We start from the raw sequence: 24,915 nt of genomic DNA on the forward strand, positions 1-24,915 counted from the left end.
CGCTCAGCCGAAGAGGTTCTGCAGCGCGGAGATCCCGAAGTACGCGAGGAAGACCAGCGACACGACCCAGAGCAGCCACGGGATCTGGGCGCGCTTCCCCCGCGCCGCCTTGATGAGCGTGTAGGTGATCACCCCGGCACCCACCCCGTTGGTGATCGAGTACGTGAACGGCATCAGCGCGATCGTCAGGAACGCAGGCACCGCCAGTTCCAGGTCCTCCCACGGCACGTTGCGGCTCTGCGTCATCATCAGCGCCCCGACGAGCACCAGCGCCGGGGCGGCGGCCGCGGCGGGCACCACGGCCGCCAGTGGCGTGAAGAGCAGCGTGAGACCGAGCAGCGCGCCCGTCACGACGGAGGCCAGCCCGGTGCGCGCCCCTTCGCCGACGCCCGCCGCCGACTCCACGAACACCGTGTTGGCCGACGCGCTCGTCACCCCGCCGACGACGCCCGCGACGCCGTCCACGGTGAGGATGCGGCCCAGCCTCGGCACCCGGCCGCGTTCGTCGACCAGCCCGGCCTCGTCGCTGACGCCGATGATCGTGCCCATGGCGTCGAAGAACCCGGACAGCACCAGGGTGAACAGCACCACGGTGGCCGTCAGCGCGCCGGCCCGGGCGAACCCGCCGAACACGTCCACCTGCCCCACCAGCCCGAAGTCCGGCGCGGCGACCAGCGACTCCGGCATCCGCGGCGTCACCACGCCCCACGCCCCGGGCGCGATGGTGGCCAGCGAGTTCACCGCCACGGCCACCACGGTGGTCACCGCGATGCTGATCAGGATGGCCGCCGGGACCCTGCGTGCGTACAGGACGATCATCAGGAGCAGGCCGAAGCAGAAGACGGCGACCGGCCAGCCCGTGAGGTGCCCGGTCGCGCCGAGCTGCACCGGAGTGCCCGTCCCCGTGGTGACGAACCCGGCGTCGACCAGCCCGACCAGCGCGATGAACATCCCGATCCCGACGCTGATGGCGTGCTTCAGCGCCAGCGGGATCGCGTTCATGATCAGAGTCCGCAGGCCGGTCACGGCGAGCACGATGATGACCACGCCTTCGAGCACGACCAGGCCCATCGCCTGCGGCCAGGTCATGTGCGGGGCGGCCTGGTAGGCGACGAGGGCGTTCAGCCCCAGCCCGGCCGCCAGGCCGAACGGCGCGTTGCCGGCGAACGCCATCAGCAGCGTGCTGACGGCCGCGGCCAGCGCCGTCGACGTGGTCAGCTGCGCGATGGTGAGCCGGGCGCCGGTGACGTCCTGCGCGCCGGCCAGGATGATCGGGTTGAGCAGGATGATGTAGGCCATCGCCATGAAGGTGGTGACCCCGCCACGCACCTCGCGGCCGGCGTCGCTTCCCCGCCCGGACAGCTCGAAGAGCTTGTCGAGCACAGCCATCCCCCCTCATGATCAGGGGGAATCGCGGCAAACCTACCCGGCTGGAGAGATGATCACGCTTTCTCGTGCTTGCCGCCGCCCACCAGGGCGGCGAACTCCTCCAGCCCGATCTGGCCGTCGCCGTCGCGGTCTGCCGAGGCGATGAACGCCTCGATCTCCTCGCTGGTGGCGCCCTGGGCGCCCAGCGCCAGGTTGACCTGCCTGATCTCGGCGGCCGTCAGCAGGCCGTCGCCGTCGCTGTCGAACCGCTCGAACTCCGCCTTGGCCGCTTCACGCGCGTCCGTCATCGGAACCTCCCCGTCTGTCAAACCAGGGCGATATCTTCCGGTCTGATGGGAACGCGCGTCAACTCGCGGCCCGTCGCCGCCCGCACCGCCGCCGCGATGGCGGGCGTGGACGACAGCGTGGGCGGCTCGCCCGCCCCGCGCAGTCCGTACGGCGCGGCGGGGTCGGGATTCTCCAGGATCGTCGTCACCATCGGCGGCATGTCGAGGATGGTGGGGATCAGGTAGTCGGTGAACGACGGGTTCAGCACCTGTCCGTCGCGCAGCCGGATCTCCTCCATCAGCGCCAGCCCGAGCCCCTGCGCGGACCCGCCGTGGATCTGGCCCTCCAGCGCCTGCGGGTTCAGGATCCGGCCCACGTCCTGGACGGCGGCCAGCTCGACCACCTTCACCAGGCCCAGCTCCACGTCCACGTCCACCACGGCCCGGTGCACGCACAGGGCCAACTGGGTGTGCGAGTCGCCCTGCCCCGTCTCGGGGTGCAGCGGGTAGGTGGGCCGGTGGCGGTACTCCCGCGTCTCCTCGATCGGCCCGAACCTCTCCAGCGCCTCCCGGGCGGGCAACCCGTCGAACCGAGCCCGTACGGCTTCGCAGGCCGCCTTCACCGCGCCACCGGTGACATAGGACTGCCGGGAGGCCGAGGACGAGCCCGCCGAGCCGACCGCCGTGTCGGCCGTGGCCACGGTCACGTTCTGGACGCCCAGCTCGGTGCGGGCGATCTGGGCCTGGACGGTCACCAGGCCCTGCCCGACCTCGGCCGCCGCGGTGTGCACGGTGACGTGCGGCTCGCCGCCGACCAGCTCGGCCCGCACCCTGGCCGTCGAGTAGTCGTCGAAGCCCTCGGAGAAGCAGATGTTCTTGATGCCCACGCCGTAGCCGACGCCACGCCGTACGGACTCGCCGTGGGTGGTCTGCGAGACGCCGCCCGGCAGCGCGCGCAGGTCGGCGGCGGCCGGGCCGGGTAGCGGCATCGCCTCCAGCTCGCGCAGCATCTCGGCGAGCGGCGCGGGCGAGTCGATCACCTGGCCGGTGATCAGCGCCGACCCCTGCGACACGGCGTTGCGCACCCGGATCTCGACCGGCGACAGCCCGCACGCCTCGGCCAGGCGGTCCATCTGCGACTCGTAGGCGTAGCAGGCCTGCACCGCGCCGAACCCGCGCATCGCCCCGCACGGCGGGTTGTTGGTGTAGACGCCGGTCGCCACGACCCGCACGTTCGGCACCTCGTACGGCCCCACGCCCAGCGAGGCGGCGTTGCCGACGACCGCCGGCGACGAGGAGCAGTAGGCGCCGCCGTCGAGCAGGATGTCGGCCTTGACGTACACGAGCCGGCCGTCACGGGTGGCGCCGTGCTCGTAGCGCATCCAGGCGGGATGGCGGTGCACGTGACCGAAGAACGACTCCTCGCGGCCGTACACGATCTTCACGGGCCGGTTCAGCCGCAACGCCAGCATGCAGGCGTGCACCTGCATCGACAGGTCCTCCCGGGCCCCGAAGGCGCCGCCCACCCCGGAGAGCGTCAGCCGTACCTTCTCCCGCGGCAGGCCGAGGCACGGCGCGAGCTGGTCGCGGTCAACGTGCAGCCACTGGGTGGCGATGTAGAGGTCGACGCCGCCGTCCTCGGCGGGGACCGCCAGCCCCGACTCCGGCCCCAGGAACGCCTGGTCCTGCATGCCGACCTCGTACTCGCCGGTCACCACGACGTCGGCCTCGAACGTGTCGCCGACCACGACCGGCTGCCGCCTGACGAAGCTCGTGGCCGCGCGCGGGTCGGTCACCGCCTCGCGCGGCTCGTAGTCCACCACGATCGCCGCCGCGGCCCGGCGCGCGGTCTCCGGATGCTCGGCCGCCACCAGAGCCACCGGTTCGCCCTGGTAGCGCACCTGGTCGACGGCGAGCACCGGCTGGTCCTTCAGCTCCAGGCCGTAGTGCTTCTCGCCCGGCACGTCCTCGTGGGTGAGCACGGCGAGCACGCCCGGCATCGCCAGCGCGGGCCCGACGTCGATCGACCGGATCCACGCCGAGGCGTGCGGGCTGCGCAGCGTCACGCCCCACACCATGCCGTCGAGCCACAGGTCGGAGGCGTAGGCGAACTCGCCCGTCACCTTGAGCGTGGCGTCGGGCCGCCGCGCGCTCGCGCCGACGTCCTGCCGCGTCACACCCGCCGTTTCGGTCATCATCCGAGTAGAGCACCGGCGGGGCCGGTCAGCCTATGCGCGGGACGTGAAATCGGAGTCAGCACTTGACGGGATGCCTTGTATATTCCTCCAAGTGCGCATAAGGGACCTGCTGGCCGTCGACGGGCTGAGTCTCACGCTGCTCACCGGCGACCCCGGCCGCGAGTTCCACACCGTGCACATCACCGACCTGCCCGAGCCCGGACGCTACCTGTCGGGCGGCGAGCTGGTGCTCACCGGGCTCATGTGGCGGCACACCCCCGCCGACTCCGCCCGGTTCGTGGCCGCGCTGGTCGAGGCCGGGGTGTCCGCGCTCGGCGCGGGCCGCGCCCGGCTGGGCCACATCCCGGCCGACGTGGTCGCGGCCTGCGAGGAGGCCGGGCTGCCGCTGCTCGACGTGCCCACCGAGGTCTCCTTCCGGGCGATCGCCGAGCGCGTCGCGTCCCGCCTGCCCGGCGACATGCGCGCCGCGCTCGGCCGCCACCGCAGGCTGGTGGCCGCCGTCGCCGAGGGCGCCGGCCTGCCCGATCTGTTCGAGCTGACCGCCGCCGAACTCGGCGTCACGGGCGCGGTGCTCTCCGCGTCCGGCGAGGTGATCGTCGGCTCCGTGGACGATCCGGTACGGCTCGCGCGGGCCTACCTGACCGCCACCCGGCTGCCCTGCCCGGCCGGACGCCACACGGTCTTCGGCGTGGGCAGCGGACACCGGGCGGCGGGCTGGGTGCTGGCCTGCGACGGCGACCTGATGGACCGGGCCGACCTCGGCTACGAGCTGGCCGCCTGCGTGGCCCTTGAACGCAGCCGGATGGAGGAGGGCCGCCGGGTCGAGCGGCGGCTGACCGAGCAGCTCGTCAGGGCCGCCCTGGCCGGCGCCGACCCGGCCGAGCTCAACGCCGGGCTGCGCACCTGCGGCATCGACGCGGCGGAGCCGTACGCGGTGGCGCACGTCACCGTGCCGCGGCCGGACGCGAGACGCGGGCCCGGCCCGGCGGCGCTGGGCGGGCCGGTGCTGGAGGAGCTCCTGGGCCGCGAGGTCGTCGCGGCGGCGCACGCGGACGGCGCGGTGGCGCTGGTGCCGCTGCGCGGCACGACCGTCGCCGGGCTGGCGCAGCGGCTGCGCCGCGGCGTCGAGGTCCTGGCGGCCCTGCCCGACGGCCACGTCTGCGTCGGGCTGAGCGGCGAGCTGACCGGCGCGGCGGCCGTCAAGGGCGGCGTCGAGGAGGCCGGTCACGCCAGGAGGCTGGCCGAGGCCCGCTCGGGCGGCGTGGTGACCAGCGACGAGATCTACACGCACGCGCTCCTGCTGGCCACGGTGCCGGGCGACGTGCGGCGGTCGTTCGCCGGACGGCTGCTGGGGCCGCTGGCCGACTATGACCGGCTGCACCAGTCGGAGCTGGTGCGGACCCTGGGCACCTTCCTCGACTGCGCCGGGTCGTGGCACGCGTGCGCCGAGCGGTTGCACGTGCACGTCAACACGGTCCGCTATCGGATCAGGAGGGTCGAGGAGCTCACCGGCAGGGATCTGTCAGCGATGGCGGACAGAGTGGACTTCTTCCTCGCGCTGCGGGCGGGCTGATCGGGAGAAACCCGAACAGCGCCCCCCACCCCGCAGGCCGCGGTGTGTGCGGCGCCAGGCATGGACCTTCATGGTGGGGGACGTCGTCGGCCGTCAGTGCGGACGGCTCGGGCTAGCAGCAGGAGGGGACTTCGAATTGTGCCGATATCGCAGGCGCGACAGGAGACGAGTCGGCCATCGCGGTCGTAGCATTGCTTCCTACGGCCACCACGGCCGTGAGAAACGTGCCTACTACGGACAGGGCAATGCGCGTGCGCATGGGGGTTCTCCCTCGCCTATGTGTTGTTCGGACGTAATCATCTCAGGGAGTAGCAGCTGTGACTACATCTGACCTGGTCGGACTCCGCATCAAGACAGTGAGGCGGCAGCGCGGGCTGTCTCAGGCGCAGCTCGCACACCCAGAGTTGTCGGACAGCTACGTCTCCTTGATCGAGAGTGGCAAGCGTACCCCGACTCCGGCCGTCCTGGAGTTGCTGGCTCAGAAGCTCGACTGTTCGCTCTCCTATCTCCTCAACGGAGTCACCGCCGAGCAGCTGGAGGACATCGAGCTCGCGCTCGGTTACGCGAGGCTCGCCCTCGAGAACGGTGAGGTGCGGGAGGCCCGCACCCGCTTCGGTGAGCTGCTGGCGAACAACAACCTGACAGGTCTCACGTCGCTCCGTCAAGACACCGAATTCGGCCTGGCGCTGGCCATGGAGGCCTGCGGCGAGCTTGACGAGGCGATCGACGTCCTCAACAGGCTGCGGGCCGAGGAGCTCAGCGCGGAGCGCCACATCGACGTCGCGATCGCCCTGTGCCGCGTCTACCGGCAGAGCGACCGGCTGAGCGAGGCGGTCAAGGTCGGCGAGGCGATCCTCGGCGGTTCGGCGCGGCCGGCCTGGTCCGACGGGCTGATGGAGCTCGGCGCGACCCTGCTCATCGCCTACCTGCACAGCGGCGACCTGCTGCGCGCCCGCCAGTTCGCCGCCGAGCTGCTCAACGCGGCCGAGATGCTCAACACCCCCCGCTCGATCGTCGCGGCCTGCTGGAACGCCGCCGTCGTGGCCGAGAGCACCGGCCACGGTGAGGAGTCGCTGAGCTTCGCCGAGCGCGCACTGGCCATCCAGTCGGAGAACGGCCAGCCGCGCAGCCTCGCCCGCACCCGTGTGGCGTACGCCACCCTGAAGCTCCGGGTCCGCCCCGACTCCGTCGACGAGGTCCGCACCGTGCTGCTGCGCACCGAGCAGGAGCTGGCGCAGACGTCGGCGAGCACCCTCGACCGGGCCAACACCCAGGTCGAGCTCGCCCGCATCGAGATCATGGCGGGCAACCTCGAGCGGGCGATCGCCCACGGCCGCGCCGGACAGGAGCTGCTGCCGACCACCGCCCGCGCCCTGGAGGCCGAGGCCCACCTGCTGCTGAGCCGCGCCCACGGCGGCCTCGGCGACCTCGCCTCCGCCGAGCGCGAGCTGGCCGCGGTGCGTGAGTGGCTCACGCCGCTGCCCGACTCCCGCCGCGCGGCCGGCACCTGGTACGCCGCGGCCGAGACGATGGAGCAGCTGGGCGACACCCACGGCGCGGTGGAGGGATACCAGCGGGCCCTGGCCTGCGCCGGTCTGTGACTGAGTCCCGGACCGTGGGGCGGCGTCGGTAGCCTGGGGGTGCCATGAAGAGAACCCTGCTCGCGTCCCTCACCGCGATCCTCGCCGCCCTGCTCGTGATCGGCGCCGCCGTGCCCGCCCTGGCACACGACGCGCTCAAGCGCAGCGACCCGGCCAAGGACGCGACGGTCAAGACGATCGACGAGGTCACGCTCGAGTTCACCGCCAAGGTCCGCATGCCGTTCGTCATCGTCCGTGCCGCGGACGGCGCCGAGCACCAGCTCGGCGCCCCCGCGACCGACGGAGCGGTGGTGACGCAGCGGCTCGGCGGCACCCTGCCCGACGGCGCCTACACGATCGCCTACCGCGTCGTCTCCTCCGACGGTCACCCGGTGGAGGGCGAGATCCCGTTCACCGTCAAGGGCGCGCCGCCGACCGCCGAGCCGACCGCCGAGCCGTCCACGGCGCCGTCCACGTCGGCTGAGCCGACCGCCGCCCCCACCGCCGCGCAGACGGCAGGACAGGCGTCGCAGCCGGACGCCACGCAGGCGGCGTCCCAGGAGGAGTCCTCGGTCGCATTCCCCGTCTGGCTGCTCGTCGTCGTCGGAGCGCTGGCCGGCATCGGGGTCGGGTTCCTGCTCAGCATGCGCAAGAAGAAGCCGTGACCAGGGCCGCGCGTCTGGCGGTCGTCGCGTCCGCCGCGGCCGTCGCCGGACTGGTGATCGCCATGATCGTGGGAGGCGCGGCCTTCCCCCGGATCATCGCCGGGCTGCCCGACGCCGGCGTGATCACCCGGTGGGGGCTGCCGCTGTCCAAGCTCGCCATGGACGTGGCGGGCGTCCTCACCGTCGGCCTGCTGCTGACGGCCACCATGCTGCTGCCCAACGACAAGGGCGTGCTCGGCCGCGACGCGCTGCGCGACGTGCAGGCCGCCTCGTGGACCGCGGTGGCCTGGGGCGCCGCGGCCTTCCTCACGCTGCTGTTCGGCGTGGCCGACTCGTGGGGCCGGCCGGTCACCCAGGTGCTCACCGGCAACTACCTGACCAGCTACGCCACCCAGACCAGCCAGGGCATCGCGCTCACGCTCGTGGTGCTGTTCGCGATGGCGATCGCGCTGTTCTCGCGCGGGGCCATCACCGCGGGCGCGTCGGCCGCCCTGCTGGTGCTGGCGCTGGTGACGCTGCTGCCGCCGGCGCTCACCGGCCACTCCGCCTCCTCGCCCAACCACGACCTGGCCGTCTCCGGCCTGTCGCTGCACCTGCTCTCGCTCGCCCTGTGGGTGGGCGGGCTCGTCGTCGTCGCGCTGCACGCCGTGCGCGGCCTGCCTCGGCTCGACATCGCCGCCGCCAGGTTCTCCAGGCTCGCCCTGTGGTGCTACGTCGGCGTCGGCCTGTCCGGCGTGTTCAGCGTCATCGCGCGGCTGGCCAACGTCTCCGACCTCTGGACGTCGTCCTACGGCCTGCTGGTCGTGGCGAAGATCGTCGCGTTCGTGCTGCTCGGCTACGTGGGCTGGTGGCACCGGCAGCGCACGCTGGTGAGCCTCGGCGACGGGCGGCCCCACGCGTTCACCCGGCTGGCGGGCGGCGAGACGCTGCTCATGCTCGCCACCATGGGCCTGGCCGTCGCGCTCTCGCGCACCGCGCCGCCGCCGGTCATCCTGCCCGCCGACCGCGCCTTCGACCTGCTCGGCTTCCCGATGCCGCCGCCGATCACGGTGGGCAACGTCCTCTCGCTCTGGTGGCTCGACCTGTTCTTCGCGCTGGTCGCCGCCGCGCTGGCCGGCCTGTACGGCGCCGGGGTGGTCAGGCTGCTCAGGCGTGGCGACTCCTGGCCGTGGGGACGCACCGTGTCGTGGTTCGCCGGTGTGGCGATCCTGGTCTTCGCCACCCAGAGCGGCCTGGCCCGCTACGCCAAGGTCATGTTCGACGTGCACATGATCGAGCACATGACGCTGTCCATGATCGTGCCGATCTTCCTGGTGCTCGGCGGGCCCGTCACGCTCGCCCTGCGCGCGATCAGGCCGGCCGTCAGGCGGGGCGACCGCGGGCCGCGCGAGTGGCTGACGACCATCCTGCACAGCCGGGTCGTCCGGGTCCTCGCCCATCCGGCCATCGCCACCGCCCTCTTCATCGTCTCGACCTACGCGCTCTACTTCACGCCGTTGTTCGCCTCGGCCATGGAGGAGCACCTCGGGCACATCTGGATGACCCTGCACTTCCTGATCAGCGGGTCGCTGTTCTTCTGGGTCATCATCGGGGTCGACCCGGCGCCGCACCGCCTGCCGTACGTCGGCAAGCTCCTGACGCTGTTCGTGACCATGCCGTTCCACGCGTTCTTCGGGGTGGCGCTGATGATGACGGGCACCCTGATCGCGTCCGGCTGGTACGAACAACTGGGCCGCACCTGGGGAGAGTCGCTGCTCCAGGAGCAGCAGAACGGCGGGGCGATCGCCTGGGGGTTCGGTGAGATACCGACGCTCATCGTGCTGCTGACCATCGCCGTCCAGTGGTACAAGGACGAGGACCGACAGGCCCGCCGGGCCGACCGGCGGGCCGACCGCAGCGGCGCGGGTGACCCCGAGCTCGACTCCTACAACGCCTACCTCGCCCGCCTCAACCGTGCCGACAAGGGCGAGTAGCCGGATGGCCAGGGCAACATAACCGGAGGCAACGCGTCTCCGAGCCGCCGGGTAGCCTTGCCTGAAGGGGAGACGGGCATTACTTCCACAGCTGACGCGCAGCTCACCGGGGGATCGCGCGCGGCGCGGACGAATGCGGGCTCCGGGGGGCCTGCGATGCTCGGGTGCTCAGGAAGGCGAGTTGAGTTGTCCAAAGAGACACGCATGCGTGGGGGACGAAGCCTGGCCGAGGCGCTCGAATGCGATGTGACGGAGTGGTCCGAGCGCACCGGCATCCGTGTGGAGACGTGGGCGCTGCCCGCCACCGACGTGCCGTCGCGCATCGCGCAGGCGGTGCTGACCGCCATCCGCGAGGCGCTGGCCAACGTCGAGGCGCACAGCGGCGCCGAGGTGGTGTCGATCGCGGTGACCATCGGCGGGAGCGGCCTGCGCATGACGGTGAGCGATCACGGCGCCGGGTTCGACCCGGGCAGGGCCGTGGGGCGGGGCATCGCGCGGATGCGGGCCGCCTTCGCCGACGTCGGCGGCAGCCTGTCGGTCAACAGCGTGCCGGGTGAGGGCACCACGGTCACCGGCGCGGTGCCTAGGGCAGAGTGAGGATCTCGCTGCCGGTCTCGGTCACCATGATCGTGTGCTCGAACTGCGCCGTGCGCTTGCGGTCCCTGGTCACCGCGGTCCACTTGTCGGGCCAGATGTCATAGTCGATCGTGCCCAGCGTCAGCATCGGCTCGATGGTGAACGTCATGCCCGGCACCAGCTCCACCCGCAGAGACGGGTCGTCGTAGTGGGGCACCATCAGACCGGAGTGGAACGTCGTGCCGATGCCGTGACCGGTGAAGTCGCGCACCACTCCATAGCCGAATCTCTTGGCGTAGGCCTCGATGACCCGCCCCACCACGTTGAGCTGCCGGCCCGGCGCCACCGCCTTGATCGCCCGCATCATGGCCTCGCGGGTGCGCTCGACCAGCAGCCGCGACTCCTCGTCGACCTCGCCCACCAGGAACGTGGCGTCGGTGTCGCCGTGGACGCCGCCGATGAACGCGGTGATGTCGACGTTGACGATGTCGCCCTCGCGCAGCACGGTGTCGTCGGGGATGCCGTGGCAGATCACCTCGTTGATCGAGGTGCACAGCGACTTGGGATAGCCCTTGTAGCCGAGCGTGCTCGGGTAGGCGCCGTGGCCGATGAGGAACTCGTGGCCGACGCGGTCGAGCTCGTCGGTGGTGACACCCGGCTGGACGTGCTTGCCGACCTCTTCGAGGGCCTGCGCGGCGATCTGGCCCGCCACGCGCATCCGCTCGATCGTTTCCGGGGTCTTGACGTCGGACTCGCCGGTCTTGGGGCGCTTCTTGCCGACGTACTCCGGCCGCTCGATGTGGGCGGGAACCTTCCGGATGGGCGAAACTCGCCCTGGCTGGAGCAGTGTCGTCATGAAAGACGAGTCTACGGGGCAGAATGAGCCTCGTGAGCGATGGCCAGTGGTGGTTCTGTCTCAAGCACATGCGGGTCGAGCCCGAAAAGGGCTGCCCCAACAAGGACCGGATGGGTCCCTACGCGAGCGAACAGGAGGCCGCCGGCGCGCTGCAGCGCGCCGCCGACCGCAACAAGGCATGGGATGAGGCCGACCAGGACGACGACTGATCTCCGATCCCGGCCGGCTCGGCGATCACGGGGCGGTGGTGATCCGGACGAGCTTGACCAGGGCGACCACGCCGATCGCGGCCCACACCAGGTTGAGACCGGCCGACGGCCAGGCGTCGTTGTAGGCGCTGTTGACCATCAGGGTGATCGAGCCGACCACGTTGATGACCTGGTACGCCACGCTGTCCCCGGACAGCCGCGAGGTCGAGATGAGGCCGTAGCCGAGCACGAGCAGGCCCGCGCCGAGCCAGCCGAGAGCGTCGAGGAGAAGATCCATGAGGGCCATTGTCCGAACCTGATGATCTAAAGCGCAATTAAAGAAATCTGCATGAGGGCGTAAGCTCTCCTGCATGGAGATCGACCCCCGGCGATTACGGGTGCTGCACGAGGTCGCCCGCCGAGGCGGAGTGATGCGGGCCGCCGAAGCCCTCTACCTGACCCCCTCGGCCGTCTCGCAGCAGCTCGCCCAGCTTGAGCGCGAGGTCGGGCTGGCGCTCATCGACCGCTCCCAGCGCCGCGTCTCCCTCACCCCGGCCGGCCGGGTGCTCGCCGGCTACGCCGAACGGGTCGAGGACGAGCTGGCCGAGGCGCGTCGCGAGCTCACCCGCTTCACCGAACGGCTGGCGGGCCCGGTGCGGATCGCGGCCTTCCCCACGGTGATCAAGCACATGCTGGTGCCGGCCATGCGTGACCTGGCCGCCCGCCATCCCCAGATCGTCCCGATCATCCACGAGGTGTACGGTCCGCCCGCGCTGCAGGAGCTGAGACTCGGCGCCGTCGACGTGCTGATCACCGAGCAGGACATGAGCCTGCCCGTGCTCGCCCAGCCGTCGCTGGCCACCCACGCCTTCTACGTCGACGAGTACCGCATCGTGATGCCTCCGGACTGGCCCGACCCGCCCCGTTCGGTCGCCGACCTGGCGGAGGTGCCGTGGGTGGCCGGCGAGCCCGGCCAGGCGAGCGGGCAGGCGCTGGACCGCCTGGCCGGGCTGCACGGCTTCGAGCCGCGCAAGGTGCACGTCATCACGGACTTCGGGCCCACGCTGGCGCTGGTGGCGGCCGGGCACGGGGTGGCGATCGTGCCCGCGCTGGCCCTGCTCGACGTGCCCGAGGGCGAGGTGCGGGTCAGCGATCTGCGCGACGTTGGGTCACGGCGGCTGGACGCCGTCACGCGGATCAGCCGCACCCGGTCGGGTCAGCCCGACCCCGTGCAGGCGGTCGTGATCAGCGCGATCGAGGACGCCACGGTGGCCCTCGACGCCACCCTGGTCGGCCACCTCCAGCCGCTCTGACCTCGTCGCCGGGGTCAGTCGTTGACGTGCGGACCGCTGACCTTCTCCAGCAGGCGGGCCAGTCGCTCACGCAGGCCGGGACGCCGGGGCTGCTCACCGGCGGCGGTGCTGACCAGGTGCTGGGCGCCGTCGAAGGTGACGGGCCCGCGCGCCGGCACGGCGATCGCGTCGTGGGCCAGCCCGGCCAGCTCGCCGTCGGCGCCCTCCAGCGCCAGGATGGTGGCCCCCGTACGGCGGGCGTCGTCGACGCGTTCGAGCAGCGGCACCGGAGCCTGGCGCTCGGTCACCACGAACAGCGTCTCGCCCCGCCCGGCCCGGTGGATGCGGTCGAGCCCGATCCGCAGGTGGGCAGGCGCGTCGGCGGGCGGAGCCCAGCGCACGAGCGTGGGAGTGAGCTGCGTCAGGCCCGACAGCCTCGCCTCGTCGTCGAGATGGGCGGTCAGGTGCCAGGGCTCCTCGTCGGGCGTGCCCACGAGCAGCAGGCCGCCCGGTGATCGCGTGGCCCGCAGCGCCAGGCCGAACTCCCGGGTGCGCTCGATCCAGCCCGTCTCGGCGAGAAGGTCTCGGAGCAGGGCCACCGATGCAGGGTCCATCAGACCATCGTGCACGACGGGCCCCGCCCACGCCGACCGGTTGGCGCACCCTGCCCGAGCAGGGGAGTCAGGTGGGGGTGGCCTGAGGGTGGTTTTGAGGGGGGATGGCATGATGCCGCCTATGACTGACGTGAGCGGACTTTCCATCGGCATCCTCGGCGGCACCGGCGACCAGGGGAAGGGGCTGGCGCGGCGGTTCGCGCTGGCGGGGCATCCGGTGCTGATCGGATCGCGCAGCGCCGGGCGGGCGCAGGAGGCGGCCGACTCGATCGGGCACGGCGCGCGCGGCGCGGAGAACGCGGTGGTCGCCACCGAGGCGGACGTCGTGATCGTGGCGGTGCCGTACGACGGGCACAAGGCCCTGCTGGAGTCGCTGCGCGCCGAACTGGCCGGGAAGATCGTCATCGACTGCGTCAACCCGCTCGGGTTCGACAAGAAGGGCGCCTTCGCGCTGCCGGTCGAGGAGGGCAGCGCCGCCCAGCAGGCCGCCGCCGTGCTGCCGGACAGCCGGGTGGTGGCCGCGTTCCACCACGTGTCCGCCGTGGTGCTGATGGACCCCGCGGTGGACAAGGTGGACCTCGACGTGCTGGTGCTCGGCGAGGACCGGGAGGCCACCGACCTGGTGCAGGCGCTGGCCGCGGTCATCCCCGGGGTGCGGGGCGTCTACGGTGGCCGGCTGCGCAACGCCGCCCAGGTCGAGGCGCTGACGGCCAACCTCATCTCGATCAACCGCCGCTACAAGGCGCACGCCGGCATCCGCGTCACCGACATCTGAGCGGACGGTCACAGCCGCCCGGCGGGCCGCGTCACGCACGATCAGGTCACAGACGCTGCCAAGTGAGGTCGCATCCGCTACCGTCGCCGCCATGCCCCTCGCCTTGATTCCCAGCCCTTCCGTGGGTGTCTGGCATCTCGGATTCATCCCGATCCGGGCCTACGCGTTGTGCTTCATCGTCGGAATCGTCTTCGGCGTCTGGCTGAGCGAGCGCCGATGGCGCGCCCGGGGCGGCGAGAAAGGCACGATCAGCGACATCGCGGTTCCCGGGGTGATCTTCGGCCTGATCGGCGCCCGCCTCTACCACGTCGTCGTCGACTGGCAGACCTACTTCGGCCCGCGCGCGATCAAGGAGCCCTACCAGGCGCTGTTCATCTGGGAGGGCGGGCTCAGCATCTGGGGCGCGGTCGCTCTGGGTGGCGTGGGCGTGTGGCTGGCCTGCCGCCGCCGGAGGCTGTCCCTCAGTGCCGTGGCCGACACGGTCGCGCCCGGCATCGCGTTCGGGCAGGCGATCGCCCGCTGGGGCAACTGGTTCAACCAGGAGCTGTACGGCGGTCCGACCACGTTGCCGTGGGGCCTGGAGATCGACCAGGCGCACGGAGGCGAGCCGGGCGTGCTCTACCATCCGACGTTCCTGTACGAGTCGTTGTGGAACGTGGCGCTCGGTTTCGGGCTGATCCTGGCCGGCAGGCGGCTCACGCTGCGACATGGCCGCCTGTTCGCCCTCTACGTCGCCGGCTACACGCTGGGGAGGTTCTGGATCGAGGGGCTGCGGATCGACCCGGTCGGCGGAGTGGACCACGCGGTGACGTTGCTGGGGCTGAGGATCAACCAGTGGACCTCGATCGTGCTGTTCGTCGGCGCGCTGGTCTACATCTGGGTCACCCGCCGCAAGGACACCGAGGAGATCCTGGTGCCGGCCTCGCCCAAGCAGGACGCCGGCTCTTCCCGACCTCGTCCGCCTGAATGACCGTCATGCCGTCGCTTTCGCGGTCGTACAGCTGATGCATGGCGGGTCGGCTCTCGGACCGGGTGAGCCGGACGATCCTCGACGAGCCGATGCCGTTCCACCGGAAGTCACGATGTGCGCGAGAGCTTCAGCAGCGCGTCGGCCACTCCCTCCGGATCGACGACCTGGTGCAGGTGCCGGCCGGGGGTGCGCAGCACGGGCCAGCCGCGCCGCGCCGCCTCCTCCGCCACCTTGTCGTACGGCGGGCCGTACCAGAGGCAGGCGCACCTGACCGTGTCCCACCCGGCGGGGACCGGGATGGACTGGGTGTAGGCGGCGAGCGGCAGGCGGGGCTGCTCCTCGACCACCCGCGCCCGCGTCGCCGGATCGGGCAGCAGGGCCGCGACGTCCTCCTCGCTCCACCAGTCGGTCCAGCGCGGCAGCACCCCGGACTCGTCGGCCAGCTCGCGCAGGAACGGGAGGAACGCCTCATCGGCCACCCGGACCAGCCCCTCGGCCGGCGGCAGGTGCGCGTCGGCGAACAGGCACGACACCACCCGCTCGCCCAGCCCCTCACGCACCACCGGGAGGTACAGGCCGGCGTTGCTGTGGCCGGCCAGCACGATCGCCGTCTCGGGTGTCGCCGCGCGCACCGCCTCCACCACCTGCGGCCAGTAGGGAGGCCCACCCTGGGCCACACCGGTCAGATCGGGCACCACGGCCGCCTGCCCACGGCGCTCCAGCGCGCGGGCCACCGGCTCCCACGTCGACGGACCCACGGACAGGCTGTGCACGAGCACGAACGTCGCCTTCATATCTCCAGCCTCGCGCAGTCGCCCGGTCGCCGGGAGCGTTGTCAGCTCTCGGCGGACGTCGGAGATCAGCGTGTGCCGGGAGGCGGGTCGCCGCGTCCGGGCACCCGGCGGCAGGGCGGGTCGAGCATTCTTTGTGTCCGCAAAATCTGACATTGGGGCTTTCAGGGGACATCCTTAAGGTTATGAGTGAACTCCATCCGGAAACGCGCGCCGTCCACCTGCCGCAGCCGCCGATCGAGGGCAGCCGCCCGATCGCGGTGCCGATCTACCAGACGTCCGGATTCGTGTTCGACGACCCCGCCGTGATGGCGGACGCCATGGGCCGCCCCGACGGCCCGTTCGTCTATGGCCGCTACACCAACCCCACCGTCCGCTCCCTGGAGACGGCGATCGCCGATCTCGAAGGCGGGGTCGCGGCCGTCGCCACCGGCTCCGGCATGGGCGCGATCAACGCCGTGCTGCTCGGCCTGCTCCAGCCGGGCGACCACCTCATCGCGCAGCGGGCGCTGTACGGCGGGACGGCCGCGATGATCAAGGAGCTGGCCGGCAGGTTCGGCATCACGGTCGACTATGTGCCCGAAGACGATCCCGCGGCCCTGCGCGACGCCGTGCGGCCCGAGACCAGGCTCGTCTACCTGGAGACCATCGCCAACCCGATCGCCCAGGTCGCAGACCTGCCGGGGATGTGCGCGGCCGCGCGCGAGGCGGGGATCGTGTCGGTCGTGGACAACACGTTCGCCTCGCCCGTGCTCTGCCGGCCGATCGAGCACGGCGCGGACATCGTGGTGCACTCCACGACCAAGTACCTGTCCGGGCACACCGACGTGCTCGGCGGCATCGCCGTCTTCGCCGGCGACGAGCTGTACCGCAAGGTCTGGCAGTTCGCGATCGAGCTGGGCGTCACGGCGGATCCGTTCGCGTCCTGGCTCACGCTGCGCGGCCTGCAGACCCTGGGGCTGCGGATGGAACGGCACTGCTCGAACGCCCGCCTGATCGCCACCCGGCTGTCCGGGCATCCCGCCGTGAGCGCGGTGCACTGGCCCGGCCTGCCCTCGCATCCGTCGTACGAGCTGGCCGGCAAGCTGCTGCCCGACTTCGGCGGCGTGTTCTCCTTCGACCTGGCCGGCGGCCGGGCGGCGGGGGAGAGGTTCATGGCCGCGGTACGCCTGGCACTCCTGGCCCCCTCGCTGGGCGGGGTGGAAACGCTCGTCCTGCACCCGGCGACCACGTCCCACCGGTCGCTCAGTGTCGAGGAACTGGCCCGGCACGGCATCGGCGAGGGCACCGTGCGCGTCGCGGTGGGCATCGAGCACCCTGAGGACCTCTGGGCCGACATCGAGCAGGCGTTGACACAGGATTGAGGCGCGTCAAGCAGTGGGTGTTCCACCGGCGCGACGAGGCGCGGATGGCCGAACTCAAACGGGCGATCGAGGAGGAGCTGTGACGTCGGTGACGTACGAGGACGTGGTGGGGGCGGCCGGGCGGATCGCCGGTCACGTGCTGCGCACGCCGGTGCTCGAGGTCGCGCCTGGCCTGTTCCTCAAGCTGGAGCTGCTCCAGCACTCCGGATCGTTCAAGGTGCGCGGGGCGTTCAACCGGATCCTGTCCGCCGGTCGGCTGCCGCCGGGCGGGGTGATCGCGGCCAGCGGAGGCAACCACGGGCTCGCCGTCGCCCACGCCGCCCGCTCGCTCGGCGTCCGCGCCGAGATCTTCGTGCCCGACGTGACCAGCCCGGTGAAGATCGCCGGGCTGCGCGCGCTGGGCGCCGAGATCACCCAGGGCGGGGCCGTCTACTCGGCCGCCGCCGAGGCCGCCGCCAAACGCGCCGCCGAGACGGGGGCGCTGGAGGTGCACGCCTACGACCAGCCCGAGGTGATCGCCGGGCAGGGCACGACCGGGCTGGAGCTGGTGGAGCAGACCGGCGGAGTGGACACCGTCCTGGTGGCCGTGGGCGGTGGCGGGTTCGTCGCCGGCATCACCCTCGGCGTGCGCGGCTCGGCGACGCGGGTGGTGGCCGTCGAACCGGTGCTGATCCCGACCCTGCACGACGCGCTGAAGGCGGGGCGGCCGGTGCCCGTCCCGGTCAGCGGGGTCGCGGCCGACGCCCTCGGCGCCACCCGGCTGGGCGGGCTGGCCTTCGACGTCTGCTCCCGGGCGGGGGTGAGCAGCGTGCTCGTGCCCGACGAGGCGATCGTGGCGGCCCGCCGTACGCTGTGGGAACGGCACCGTGTGGCGGCCGAGCACGCGGGCGCGACCGCCTACGCCGCGCTGCTGTCGGGCGCGTACGTTCCCGCCCCCGGCGAGCGGGTCGCGGTCGTGGTGTGCGGGTCCAACACGGACCCGGCCACCCTGGCCTGACCGGCGGCGCGCGCTTCGCGGGGGCGCGAACTGATCACTTGTACGCGGTCACTCGGACGCGGTCACTCGGACGCGGTCACTTGTACGCGGTCACTTGTACGCGGTCACTTGTACGCGATCGCTCGGACGCGGTCACTCGTAGGTGTGCTCTGGGGCGGGGAAGGCGCCGGAGCCGACGTCGGCGGCGAAGGCGCGGGCGGCCCGGTCCAGCTCCTCGCCCAGCGCCGAGTAGCGCTTGACGAACCTCGCCGGGCGTGGGGTCAGGCCCATGAGGTCCTGCCAGACCAGCACCTGCGCGTCGGTGCCGGCGCCGGCGCCGATGCCGACGGTGGGGATCGACAGGGACGCCGTGACCCGTACGGCCAGGTCGGCGGGCACGCACTCCAGCACCACCGCGAACGCCCCGGCCCGCTCCAGGTCCTTGGCGTCCTTCATGAGCTCGTCACCCGACTCGCCGCGGCCCTGGACCCGGTAGCCGCCGAGCGTGTTGACCGACTGCGGGGTCAGGCCGAGGTGCGCCATGACCGGCACCCCCGCCGCGACCAGCGCCTCGACCTGGGGCACCACGCGGCGGCCGCCCTCCAGCTTGATCGCGTGCGCGCCCGCCTCCTTCATGAAGCGGGCGGCCGTCTCCAGGGCCTGCGCCGGTGACGACTGGTAGGAACCGAACGGCAGGTCGGCCACCACGAGGGCGCGCGAGGAGCCCCGCACCACGGCCGCCGTGAGCGGGAGCAGGTCGTCGACGGTGACGGGCACCGTCGACTCGTAGCCGTAGACGACCATCGCGGCGGAGTCGCCGACCAGCAGGACGGGGATGCCCGCCTGGTCGAACACGCGGGCCGTCATCGCGTCGTACGCCGTCAGCATGGGCCATCTCTCGCCGCGTGCCTTGGCCGCCGCGATGTCGCGCACGGTGAGTCTGCGACCGCCGGCGCCGCCGTACAGCGTGGTGGAAGAGGACATGGGTGGACCCTCCAGAGAAAGTCTCGAGGCGCCCCTGTGGCGTCCCCGGACCTCTCCGATGATGCCACCCGCGAAACCGATGGCGAAACTGTCGGTACGCCTTGCCAGAATGGCTGCGGAGGTAAGCAATCATCATGGCAATCGAGCCTTACCGGCGCCTGTTCAGGCTGCCCGGCGTCCGGACCCTGCTCCTGGTGGGCCTGCTCGCGCGGGTCCCGGCCACCGCGACGGGCATGGCGTTGACGCTGCACGTCGCCCACGGCATGGGGCTCGGCTTCGGCCGGGCCGGGCTGGTCACCATGGCCAGCACGATCGGCATGGCCGTCGGCTCGCCGCTGTCGGGCAGGCTCGTCGACCGGCACGGGCTGCGGCCGGTGCTGGTCGTCACCACCGGGGCGCAGGCGGCGTTCTGGTCCTGCGCCTGGGCGCTGCCGTTCCCGGTGCTGGTCGGCGCGGCGGCGGTGGCCGGGCTGCTGGTGCTGCCGGTGTTCGGCGTGATCAGGCAGTGCCTGGCCGCCGTGGTGCCCCCGGAGCAGCGCCGGATGGGCTTCTCGCTCGACTCGATGCTGGTCGAGATCTCCTATATGACCGGCCCGGCGCTGGCCGTGGCCGGGGTGACCATGCTGGGCGGCGGGCCGACGATGATGATCATCGCGGTCGGCCTGACCGGCTCCGGCCTGACGCTGATCCTGCTCGACCCGCCGATCCGTTCGGCCGAGGAGCTCGACGAGCCCGTGGCGCGGGTGCCGCGACGGCAGTGGCTCACGCCGGGCATGGTCGCGCTGCTCGGCACCGCGGCCGCGGCCACGTTCGTGCTCACCGCGACCGAGCTGGCCCTGGTCGGCACCATGGAGCACACCGGGCAGACGGCGTGGATCGGGCTCGCCGTGGCCATCTGGTGCCTCTACTCCCTGCTCGGCGGCTTCGTCTACGGCGGGCTGAGCCGTGGGTTCTCGCCCCTGCTGCTCATCGGGCTCATGGGCGCGCTGACCGTGCCCGTGGGGCTGGCGGGCGGCGACTGGCGATGGCTGGTCCTCGCCCTGCTGCCGGCCGGGCTGCTCTGCGCCCCCGCCCTGTCCTCCACGGTCGAGGGGGTCAGCCGCTGGGTGCCCTCGGGGGCCCGGGGTGAGGCGATGGGCCTGCACGGCACCGCCCTGCTGATCGGTGGTGCGGCCTCCGCGCCCGTCGCCGGGGCGATCATCGACGCGCACGGCGCCACCTGGGCCTTCGTCATGGCCGGGCTGGTGGGGATGTTCATGGTGGTGCTCGCGTTGCCGTTCTGGCGGCGGCGCCCCGGAGTGGCCGGGGCCGTCATGGAGCCGAGCCTGGAGTCCGCCGCGGCACACTGACCCCCATTTCGAAACGGTACTGTTGCGTATCGAAATGGGTTGCGATACGGTCCTGTTGCGAAACTCGACCGTATCGAAATTAGGATGTGCTCATGGACGCGACGCAGGACCGGCTGGACCAGGGCCATCCACGGAGATGGGCGATTCTCGGCGTGCTGGTGTTCAGCCTGCTGGCGGTGGTGCTCGACAACACGATCCTCAACGTGGCGATGAAGACCATCGCCGACCCGGTCGAGGGGCTGGGCGCGACGCAGAGCGAGCTGGAATGGGCGATCAACTCCTACACGCTGGTGTTCGCCGGGTTGCTGTTCACCTTCGGCGTGATCGGTGACCGCACCGGGCGCAAGCGGATGCTCTTCATCGGCATGCTGTTGTTCGGGCTGGCCTCGCTGATCAGCGCCTACTCCCAGGATCCGACGCAGCTGATCCTGGCCAGGGCGGCGATGGGCATCGGCGGCGCCGCCATCATGCCGGCCACGCTGGCCATCATCTCCAACATCTTCCCGCCCGGTGAGCGGGGCAAGGCGATCGGCGTCTGGGCCGGCGGCGTGGGGCTGGCGATCGCGATCGGCCCCATCACGGGCGGGTTGCTGATCGAGCGCTTCTGGTGGGGCTCGATCTTCCTGGTCAACGTGCCGATCGTGGTGGTCAGCATGATCCTCATCGCCAGGGTGGTGCCCGAGTCGCGTGACCCCAAGCCGTCCAGGCTCGACCCGGTCGGCGTGCTGCTCTCCATCGTCGGTCTGGTCGCCGTGGTCTACGGCATCATCCGCGGCGGCGAGCTGGCCACCGTGACCAGCCCTGAGGTCTACGGGCCGGCGTTGTTCGGGGCTGCCGTGCTGGCGGTGTTCGTCTGGTGGGAGCGGCGCAGCGACCATCCGGCCTTCGACGTGCGCAACTTCACCAACCCGAGGTTCAGCACGGCCATCGGCATGGTCGGCATCGTGTTCTTCGCGATGATGGGCGGGATGTTCTTCCTCACCTTCTACCTGCAGATCGTGCTCGGCTACAGCCCGATCCAGGCGGGGGCGCTGATGATTCCGTTCGCGGCGGCGCAGCTCATCTTCGCGCCGCTCAGCCAGCGGGTGAACGAGCGGTTCGGGGCCAAGCTGTCGTCCACCGTGAGCATGATCGTGATCACCCTGGCGCTGGGCAGCTACGCGTTCCTCGACCAGCACACGCCGATCGTCCTGATCGAGGTCATCTTCTTCGTCCAGGGCGCCGCGATGGCCAACATCATGCCGCCCGCCACCACCGCGATCATGGAGTCGCTCCCCAGGGAGAAGGCCGGCGTCGGCTCGGCCATGAGCAACACCGTCCGCCAGGTCGCGGGCGCGCTCGGCGTGGCCGTGCTCGGCTCGGTCCTGTCCTCCAGCTACCGGGGCGAGATCGCCCCTGCCCTGACCGCGCTGCCGCCCGGCGCCCGGCACGCCGCCGGAGAGTCGATCATGGCCACGGCGGGTGTCGCCGAGAGCCTGGGCGCGCAGGGGCAGGCCCTGATGCAGCCCGCGTTCGCCGCGTTCATCGGCGGCATGCACGTCACGGCCCTGGTGTCGGCCGCGTTCACCCTGATCGGCGCCGCTGTGGTGGCGAAGTGGATGCCGGGCAAGGTCCGTCCGGTCCAGCAGGCGCGAACGAAGGAAACAGCGGCGGTAGGGTGAGGCCCCGATGACGATTCAGGAACCGGCGACGGCCCGCCCGGCGGGCCGCCCGCGCAGCGAGAAGGCCGAAAAGGCGATCATCGACGCCACCCTCGACCTGATCGGCGAGGGCACGGGCCTCGTCGAGCTGTCCATCGAGGCGATCGCGTCCCGGGCCGGCGTCGGCAAGACGACCATCTACCGGCGCTGGTCCAACAAGGAGGACCTGGTGGCCGACGCGCTGGCCACGCTCCAGGCCCCGCTGCCGCGGCTCGCCGGGGTCTCGGTGCGCGACGACCTGATCGTCCTGCTCGACTCGATGCGCAGCGAGGCGGGCCAGGGCCGCACCCGATGCGTGATGAACATCGCCTTCAGCGAGTCCGACCGCTACCCGCGGCTGATGGAGCGGTTCGTCGACATCGCGATCGAGCCCCGCAGGCAGGCGTTGCGCGAGGTGATCCGGCGCGGCGTCGCCTCCGGTGAGCTGCGGCCGGACATCGAGGTGGAGATGTGCATGGCCATCCTGTCGGGGGCGATGATCTGGCACCACAAGTGGGGCCCCGCCGGCGACCTCCCCGCCGACCTCGCCGAGCGGATCGTCGACCACCTGCTGCCCGGCCTGGCCGCCTGAGTTCCCTCTTCGGCGCCGTCCGGCCGCCCGTTCAGGCGGGGTTCGTCGCGATCTTGTGAAGATCTGTGCGGGTGGCCGTCAGAGGCTAGGCAAGAACGTGAGCCTTGTTCTAATCTCGCGCCCATGCCCTCCTTACGCAGGATCGCGATCGTCGTCGCCCTGGTGTTCGGCCTGCTGCTGGCCGCCGGCTCGGCCCTGGCGCACGAGGAACGGCCGGTCACGCTGCCGGACGGCACGGGCAGCGTGCCGGTCCTGCGCACCTCCGAGCCCGACCTGCTGGTCTGCAAGACCGGCGAGGCCGACTTCGAACGGCGGATCGCCGGTTTCCCCGCCGCCCTCAAGGAGCGCAACCGCACCCTCTTCGAGCGGTGCCGGCGCGACGGCTTCCGGCACCTCCAGGAAGCCGTCGACCAGGTGAACAAGCCCGGGATGACGATCGCGATCCTGCCCGGCCTCTACAGCGAAGAGCCCAGCCGGCCCGCCCCCACCGGAGACTGCGCCAACCTCCAGGCCCGCTGGTCCGACTGGGGCTACCAGATCCTCAGCTTCGAACAACAGCAGCAGTGCCCCCACAATCAGAACCTGGTGGCCATCCTCGGCAAGCGCGACCTGCAGATCGAGGGCACCGGTGCGAACCCGCTCGACGTGGTCATCGACGCCGAATACCACAAGCTCAACGCCATCCGGGCGGACCGTACGAACGGCATTTACTTCCGCAACTTCACCGCCCAGCGCACCACCTTCAACTCCCTGTACGTCCTGGAGACCGACGGGTTCGTCATCGACCAGGTCCTCACCCGGTGGAACGACGAGTACGGCTTCCTGACCTTCGCCAGCGACCACGGCCTCTACACCGACTGCGAGTCGTACGGGAACGGCGACGGCGGCCTCTACCCGGGCAGCGCGTCCAACATCAACGACGGCCGCGGCCACGACGTCCCCCGCTACGCCATCGAGATCCGCCGCTGCAAGAGCCACCACAACGCGCTCGGCTACTCGGGCACCGCCGGCGACTCGATGTGGGTCCACGACAACGAGTTCTACGACAACTCGGTCGGCGCCACCATGGACAGCCTCTGGCCCGACCACCCAGGACTGCCGCAGAACCACGCCAAGTTCGAGAACAACAAGATCTACGACAACAACGTGGACTACTACCGGTACATCCGCGACGGCACGTGCGCCAAGCCCCCGGCCCAGCGCGGCTACGAGAAGGGCGTGGTCTGCCCGCAGGTGGGCGTCCCGACGGGCACCGGGGTGCTCGTCGCGGGCGGCAACTACAACGTGTTCAAGAACAACCAGGTCTGGGGGCACCGGCGCGCGGCGTTCCAGCTGTTCGGTGTGCCGGCGTTCGTCCGGGGCGAGACAGAGCTGGCCAAACAGACCGACACGTCCAACTTCAACCGCTACGAGGGCAACGTCTTCGGCGTCAGCCCGACGGGGGAGCGGCGGCCCAACGGGCTCGACGTGTGGTGGGACGGCCAGGGCACTGGCAACTGCTGGCAGGGCGACACGGGCGGGTCCACCCCCGCCGTGCTCCCCGTGTGCGCGGCACAGGCGCCGGCCCTGTCCGGCGGGTCCAGCCGCTGGGTGGCCGAGCCGGTCAAGGTCGTCAAGCTGTACCTGTGCGCCGACTACAGCGCCTCGGAGGCGCGGCTGCCCGCCGGCTGTGACTGGTTCGGCGCGTCCGGGCTCGGCAAGCTGGAGACCCAGCTCGCGCTCGGCGGTTCGCTCGTGCTCGCGCTGCTCGCCGTCCTGTTCTGCGTCCGGTCGGGCCGCCCGGCCCGCCGCCAGGCCGGGGACCCCTCGGGCGACGGCGGGTCCCCGAAGACGGGCGCGGTCTCCGGGCGGGCGTACCGGCTCGTCATGGCCGGCGCCGTCGCCGGGCTGATCGGCCTGGCGCTCGACGTGGTCGCGGCGGCGGCCGAGGACACCCTGCTCGCGGCCGTGGCGCTGCTGCTCATGGCCGCCTGGTGGATCTGCCTGGGGGCCGCGCTGCGGGTGGGACGGCCGGTGTTCGGCTGGTTCACCATCGTCCTCGGCTGCCTGGCCGTGGCCGACGCCTACGACCGGATGGTGCAGCTGATCCCGCTGATCCCGCTGGGGCCGGGCTGGATCCGGGGGCTGCTCACCGGTGTGTGGGTGCTGTGCGCCGTCGTCGTCCTCGCCCCGCGCCGCCGCCCGGCCGCCGAACCGGCCCCGGCCGAAGCCGAGGTCCCCGCGTGATCGCTCAGACCGGGGCGTCCGCGGCGCGCCGGCGAGGCC

The 24,915-nt window shown here is 71.7% G+C and carries 23 protein-coding genes; 15 read left to right on the plus strand and 8 right to left on the minus strand.

Annotation, left to right across the window (positions count from 1 at the left end; translation table 11 throughout):
• Nucleotides 1-3: 3 nt before the first annotated feature.
• The 3 genes from AC5L3X_RS20735 to AC5L3X_RS20745 are packed head-to-tail and all read right to left on the minus strand — an operon-like array spanning nt 4 to nt 3,853.
• A complete protein-coding gene (locus AC5L3X_RS20735; RefSeq protein WP_494858892.1) occupies nt 4-1,389 on the minus strand; it encodes an NCS2 family permease in 1,386 nt (461 codons plus the stop codon).
• 53 nt (nt 1,390-1,442) lie between these two features.
• Complete coding sequence (locus AC5L3X_RS20740; RefSeq protein WP_189126007.1) at nt 1,443-1,676, minus strand: EF-hand domain-containing protein; 234 nt, start codon at nt 1,674-1,676, stop codon at nt 1,443-1,445.
• A 17-nt stretch (nt 1,677-1,693) separates the two neighbouring features.
• Nucleotides 1,694-3,853, minus strand: coding sequence for a molybdopterin cofactor-binding domain-containing protein (locus tag AC5L3X_RS20745; protein WP_494858894.1), 2,160 nt, complete (start codon nt 3,851-3,853; stop codon nt 1,694-1,696).
• Nucleotides 3,854-3,944: 91 nt separating this feature from the next.
• Here AC5L3X_RS20745 and AC5L3X_RS20750 point away from each other — a divergent pair, with 91 nt between their 5' ends.
• The 5 genes from AC5L3X_RS20750 (at nt 3,945) to AC5L3X_RS20770 (ending at nt 10,241) form a co-directional block, all read left to right on the plus strand.
• Entirely contained in the window at nt 3,945-5,426 is a 1,482-nt protein-coding gene (locus tag AC5L3X_RS20750) for a PucR family transcriptional regulator (protein WP_494858896.1), read from the plus strand.
• A gap of 317 nt (nt 5,427-5,743) precedes the next feature.
• Nucleotides 5,744-7,027 (plus strand): helix-turn-helix domain-containing protein, encoded by a 1,284-nt coding sequence (locus AC5L3X_RS20755; protein WP_494858897.1) that lies wholly within the window; start codon nt 5,744-5,746, stop codon nt 7,025-7,027.
• Between the two features lie 44 nt (nt 7,028-7,071).
• Nucleotides 7,072-7,671, plus strand: a complete 600-nt coding sequence (locus tag AC5L3X_RS20760) for a copper resistance CopC family protein (RefSeq protein ID WP_494858899.1) — start codon at nt 7,072-7,074, stop codon at nt 7,669-7,671.
• Entirely contained in the window at nt 7,668-9,644 is a 1,977-nt protein-coding gene (locus tag AC5L3X_RS20765; protein ID WP_494858901.1) for a bifunctional copper resistance protein CopD/cytochrome c oxidase assembly protein, read from the plus strand. Before AC5L3X_RS20760 ends, AC5L3X_RS20765 begins: the two co-directional genes overlap by 4 nt.
• 204 nt (nt 9,645-9,848) lie before the next feature.
• Entirely contained in the window at nt 9,849-10,241 is a 393-nt protein-coding gene (locus tag AC5L3X_RS20770; protein ID WP_494858903.1) for a sensor histidine kinase, read from the plus strand.
• Here AC5L3X_RS20770 and map read toward each other — a convergent pair.
• Entirely contained in the window at nt 10,228-11,076 is an 849-nt protein-coding gene (gene map / locus AC5L3X_RS20775) for a type I methionyl aminopeptidase (protein ID WP_494858904.1), read from the minus strand. The genes AC5L3X_RS20770 and map overlap by 14 nt on opposite strands.
• Before the next feature lie 23 nt (nt 11,077-11,099).
• On the opposite strand from map, the gene AC5L3X_RS20780 reads away from it, so the two are divergent.
• Nucleotides 11,100-11,285, plus strand: coding sequence for a hypothetical protein (locus AC5L3X_RS20780; protein WP_189126000.1), 186 nt, complete (start codon nt 11,100-11,102; stop codon nt 11,283-11,285).
• Nucleotides 11,286-11,310: 25 nt separating this feature from the next.
• Here AC5L3X_RS20780 and AC5L3X_RS20785 read toward each other — a convergent pair whose 3' ends face one another.
• On the minus strand, nt 11,311-11,562 hold the full coding sequence (locus AC5L3X_RS20785) for a CBU_0592 family membrane protein (RefSeq protein WP_494858906.1): 252 nt from the start codon (nt 11,560-11,562) through the stop codon (nt 11,311-11,313).
• Nucleotides 11,563-11,635: 73 nt separating this feature from the next.
• On the opposite strand from AC5L3X_RS20785, the gene AC5L3X_RS20790 reads away from it, so the two are divergent.
• Entirely contained in the window at nt 11,636-12,577 is a 942-nt protein-coding gene (locus tag AC5L3X_RS20790; protein ID WP_494858908.1) for a LysR family transcriptional regulator, read from the plus strand.
• 14 nt (nt 12,578-12,591) lie between these two features.
• Here the strand turns inward: AC5L3X_RS20790 and AC5L3X_RS20795 are convergent, their stop codons facing one another.
• Entirely contained in the window at nt 12,592-13,170 is a 579-nt protein-coding gene (locus tag AC5L3X_RS20795; RefSeq protein WP_494858910.1) for a hypothetical protein, read from the minus strand.
• A 121-nt stretch (nt 13,171-13,291) separates the two neighbouring features.
• Here AC5L3X_RS20795 and npdG point away from each other — a divergent pair, with 121 nt between their 5' ends.
• Together npdG and lgt are read left to right on the plus strand one after the other, a co-directional pair.
• Complete coding sequence (gene npdG, locus AC5L3X_RS20800) at nt 13,292-13,945, plus strand: NADPH-dependent F420 reductase (RefSeq protein ID WP_494858911.1); 654 nt, start codon at nt 13,292-13,294, stop codon at nt 13,943-13,945.
• A 91-nt stretch (nt 13,946-14,036) separates the two neighbouring features.
• Nucleotides 14,037-14,915, plus strand: coding sequence for a prolipoprotein diacylglyceryl transferase (lgt, locus tag AC5L3X_RS20805; protein WP_494858913.1), 879 nt, complete (start codon nt 14,037-14,039; stop codon nt 14,913-14,915).
• Nucleotides 14,916-15,022: 107 nt separating this feature from the next.
• Here lgt and AC5L3X_RS20810 read toward each other — a convergent pair whose 3' ends face one another.
• Nucleotides 15,023-15,709 (minus strand): alpha/beta fold hydrolase, encoded by a 687-nt coding sequence (locus tag AC5L3X_RS20810; RefSeq protein WP_494858915.1) that lies wholly within the window; start codon nt 15,707-15,709, stop codon nt 15,023-15,025.
• 182 nt (nt 15,710-15,891) lie between these two features.
• On the opposite strand from AC5L3X_RS20810, the gene AC5L3X_RS20815 reads away from it, so the two are divergent.
• On the plus strand, nt 15,892-17,070 hold the full coding sequence (locus tag AC5L3X_RS20815) for a trans-sulfuration enzyme family protein (protein ID WP_494858917.1): 1,179 nt from the start codon (nt 15,892-15,894) through the stop codon (nt 17,068-17,070).
• Between the two features lie 79 nt (nt 17,071-17,149).
• The gene (locus AC5L3X_RS20820) at nt 17,150-18,067 is read left to right on the plus strand and encodes a threonine/serine dehydratase (protein ID WP_494858919.1); all 918 of its coding nucleotides are present in this window, start codon (nt 17,150-17,152) and stop codon (nt 18,065-18,067) included.
• Between the two features lie 132 nt (nt 18,068-18,199).
• Here AC5L3X_RS20820 and panB read toward each other — a convergent pair whose 3' ends face one another.
• A complete protein-coding gene (gene panB, locus AC5L3X_RS20825; RefSeq protein WP_494858920.1) occupies nt 18,200-19,030 on the minus strand; it encodes a 3-methyl-2-oxobutanoate hydroxymethyltransferase in 831 nt (276 codons plus the stop codon).
• A 134-nt stretch (nt 19,031-19,164) separates the two neighbouring features.
• On the opposite strand from panB, the gene AC5L3X_RS20830 reads away from it, so the two are divergent.
• From AC5L3X_RS20830 to AC5L3X_RS20845, 4 genes are all read left to right on the plus strand, one after another.
• Nucleotides 19,165-20,379 carry an MFS transporter gene (locus AC5L3X_RS20830; protein WP_494858922.1) on the plus strand — a complete coding sequence of 405 codons (1,215 nt, stop codon included), beginning with the start codon at nt 19,165-19,167 and terminating at the stop codon, nt 20,377-20,379.
• 92 nt (nt 20,380-20,471) lie between these two features.
• Nucleotides 20,472-22,040, plus strand: coding sequence for an MFS transporter (locus tag AC5L3X_RS20835; protein ID WP_494858924.1), 1,569 nt, complete (start codon nt 20,472-20,474; stop codon nt 22,038-22,040).
• 7 nt (nt 22,041-22,047) lie between these two features.
• On the plus strand, nt 22,048-22,650 hold the full coding sequence (locus tag AC5L3X_RS20840) for a TetR/AcrR family transcriptional regulator (protein WP_494858926.1): 603 nt from the start codon (nt 22,048-22,050) through the stop codon (nt 22,648-22,650).
• Nucleotides 22,651-22,773: 123 nt separating this feature from the next.
• Entirely contained in the window at nt 22,774-24,876 is a 2,103-nt protein-coding gene (locus AC5L3X_RS20845; RefSeq protein WP_494858927.1) for a right-handed parallel beta-helix repeat-containing protein, read from the plus strand.
• Nucleotides 24,877-24,915: the final 39 nt, after the last annotated feature.

Source organism: Nonomuraea sp. CX421 (assembly GCF_059358955.1).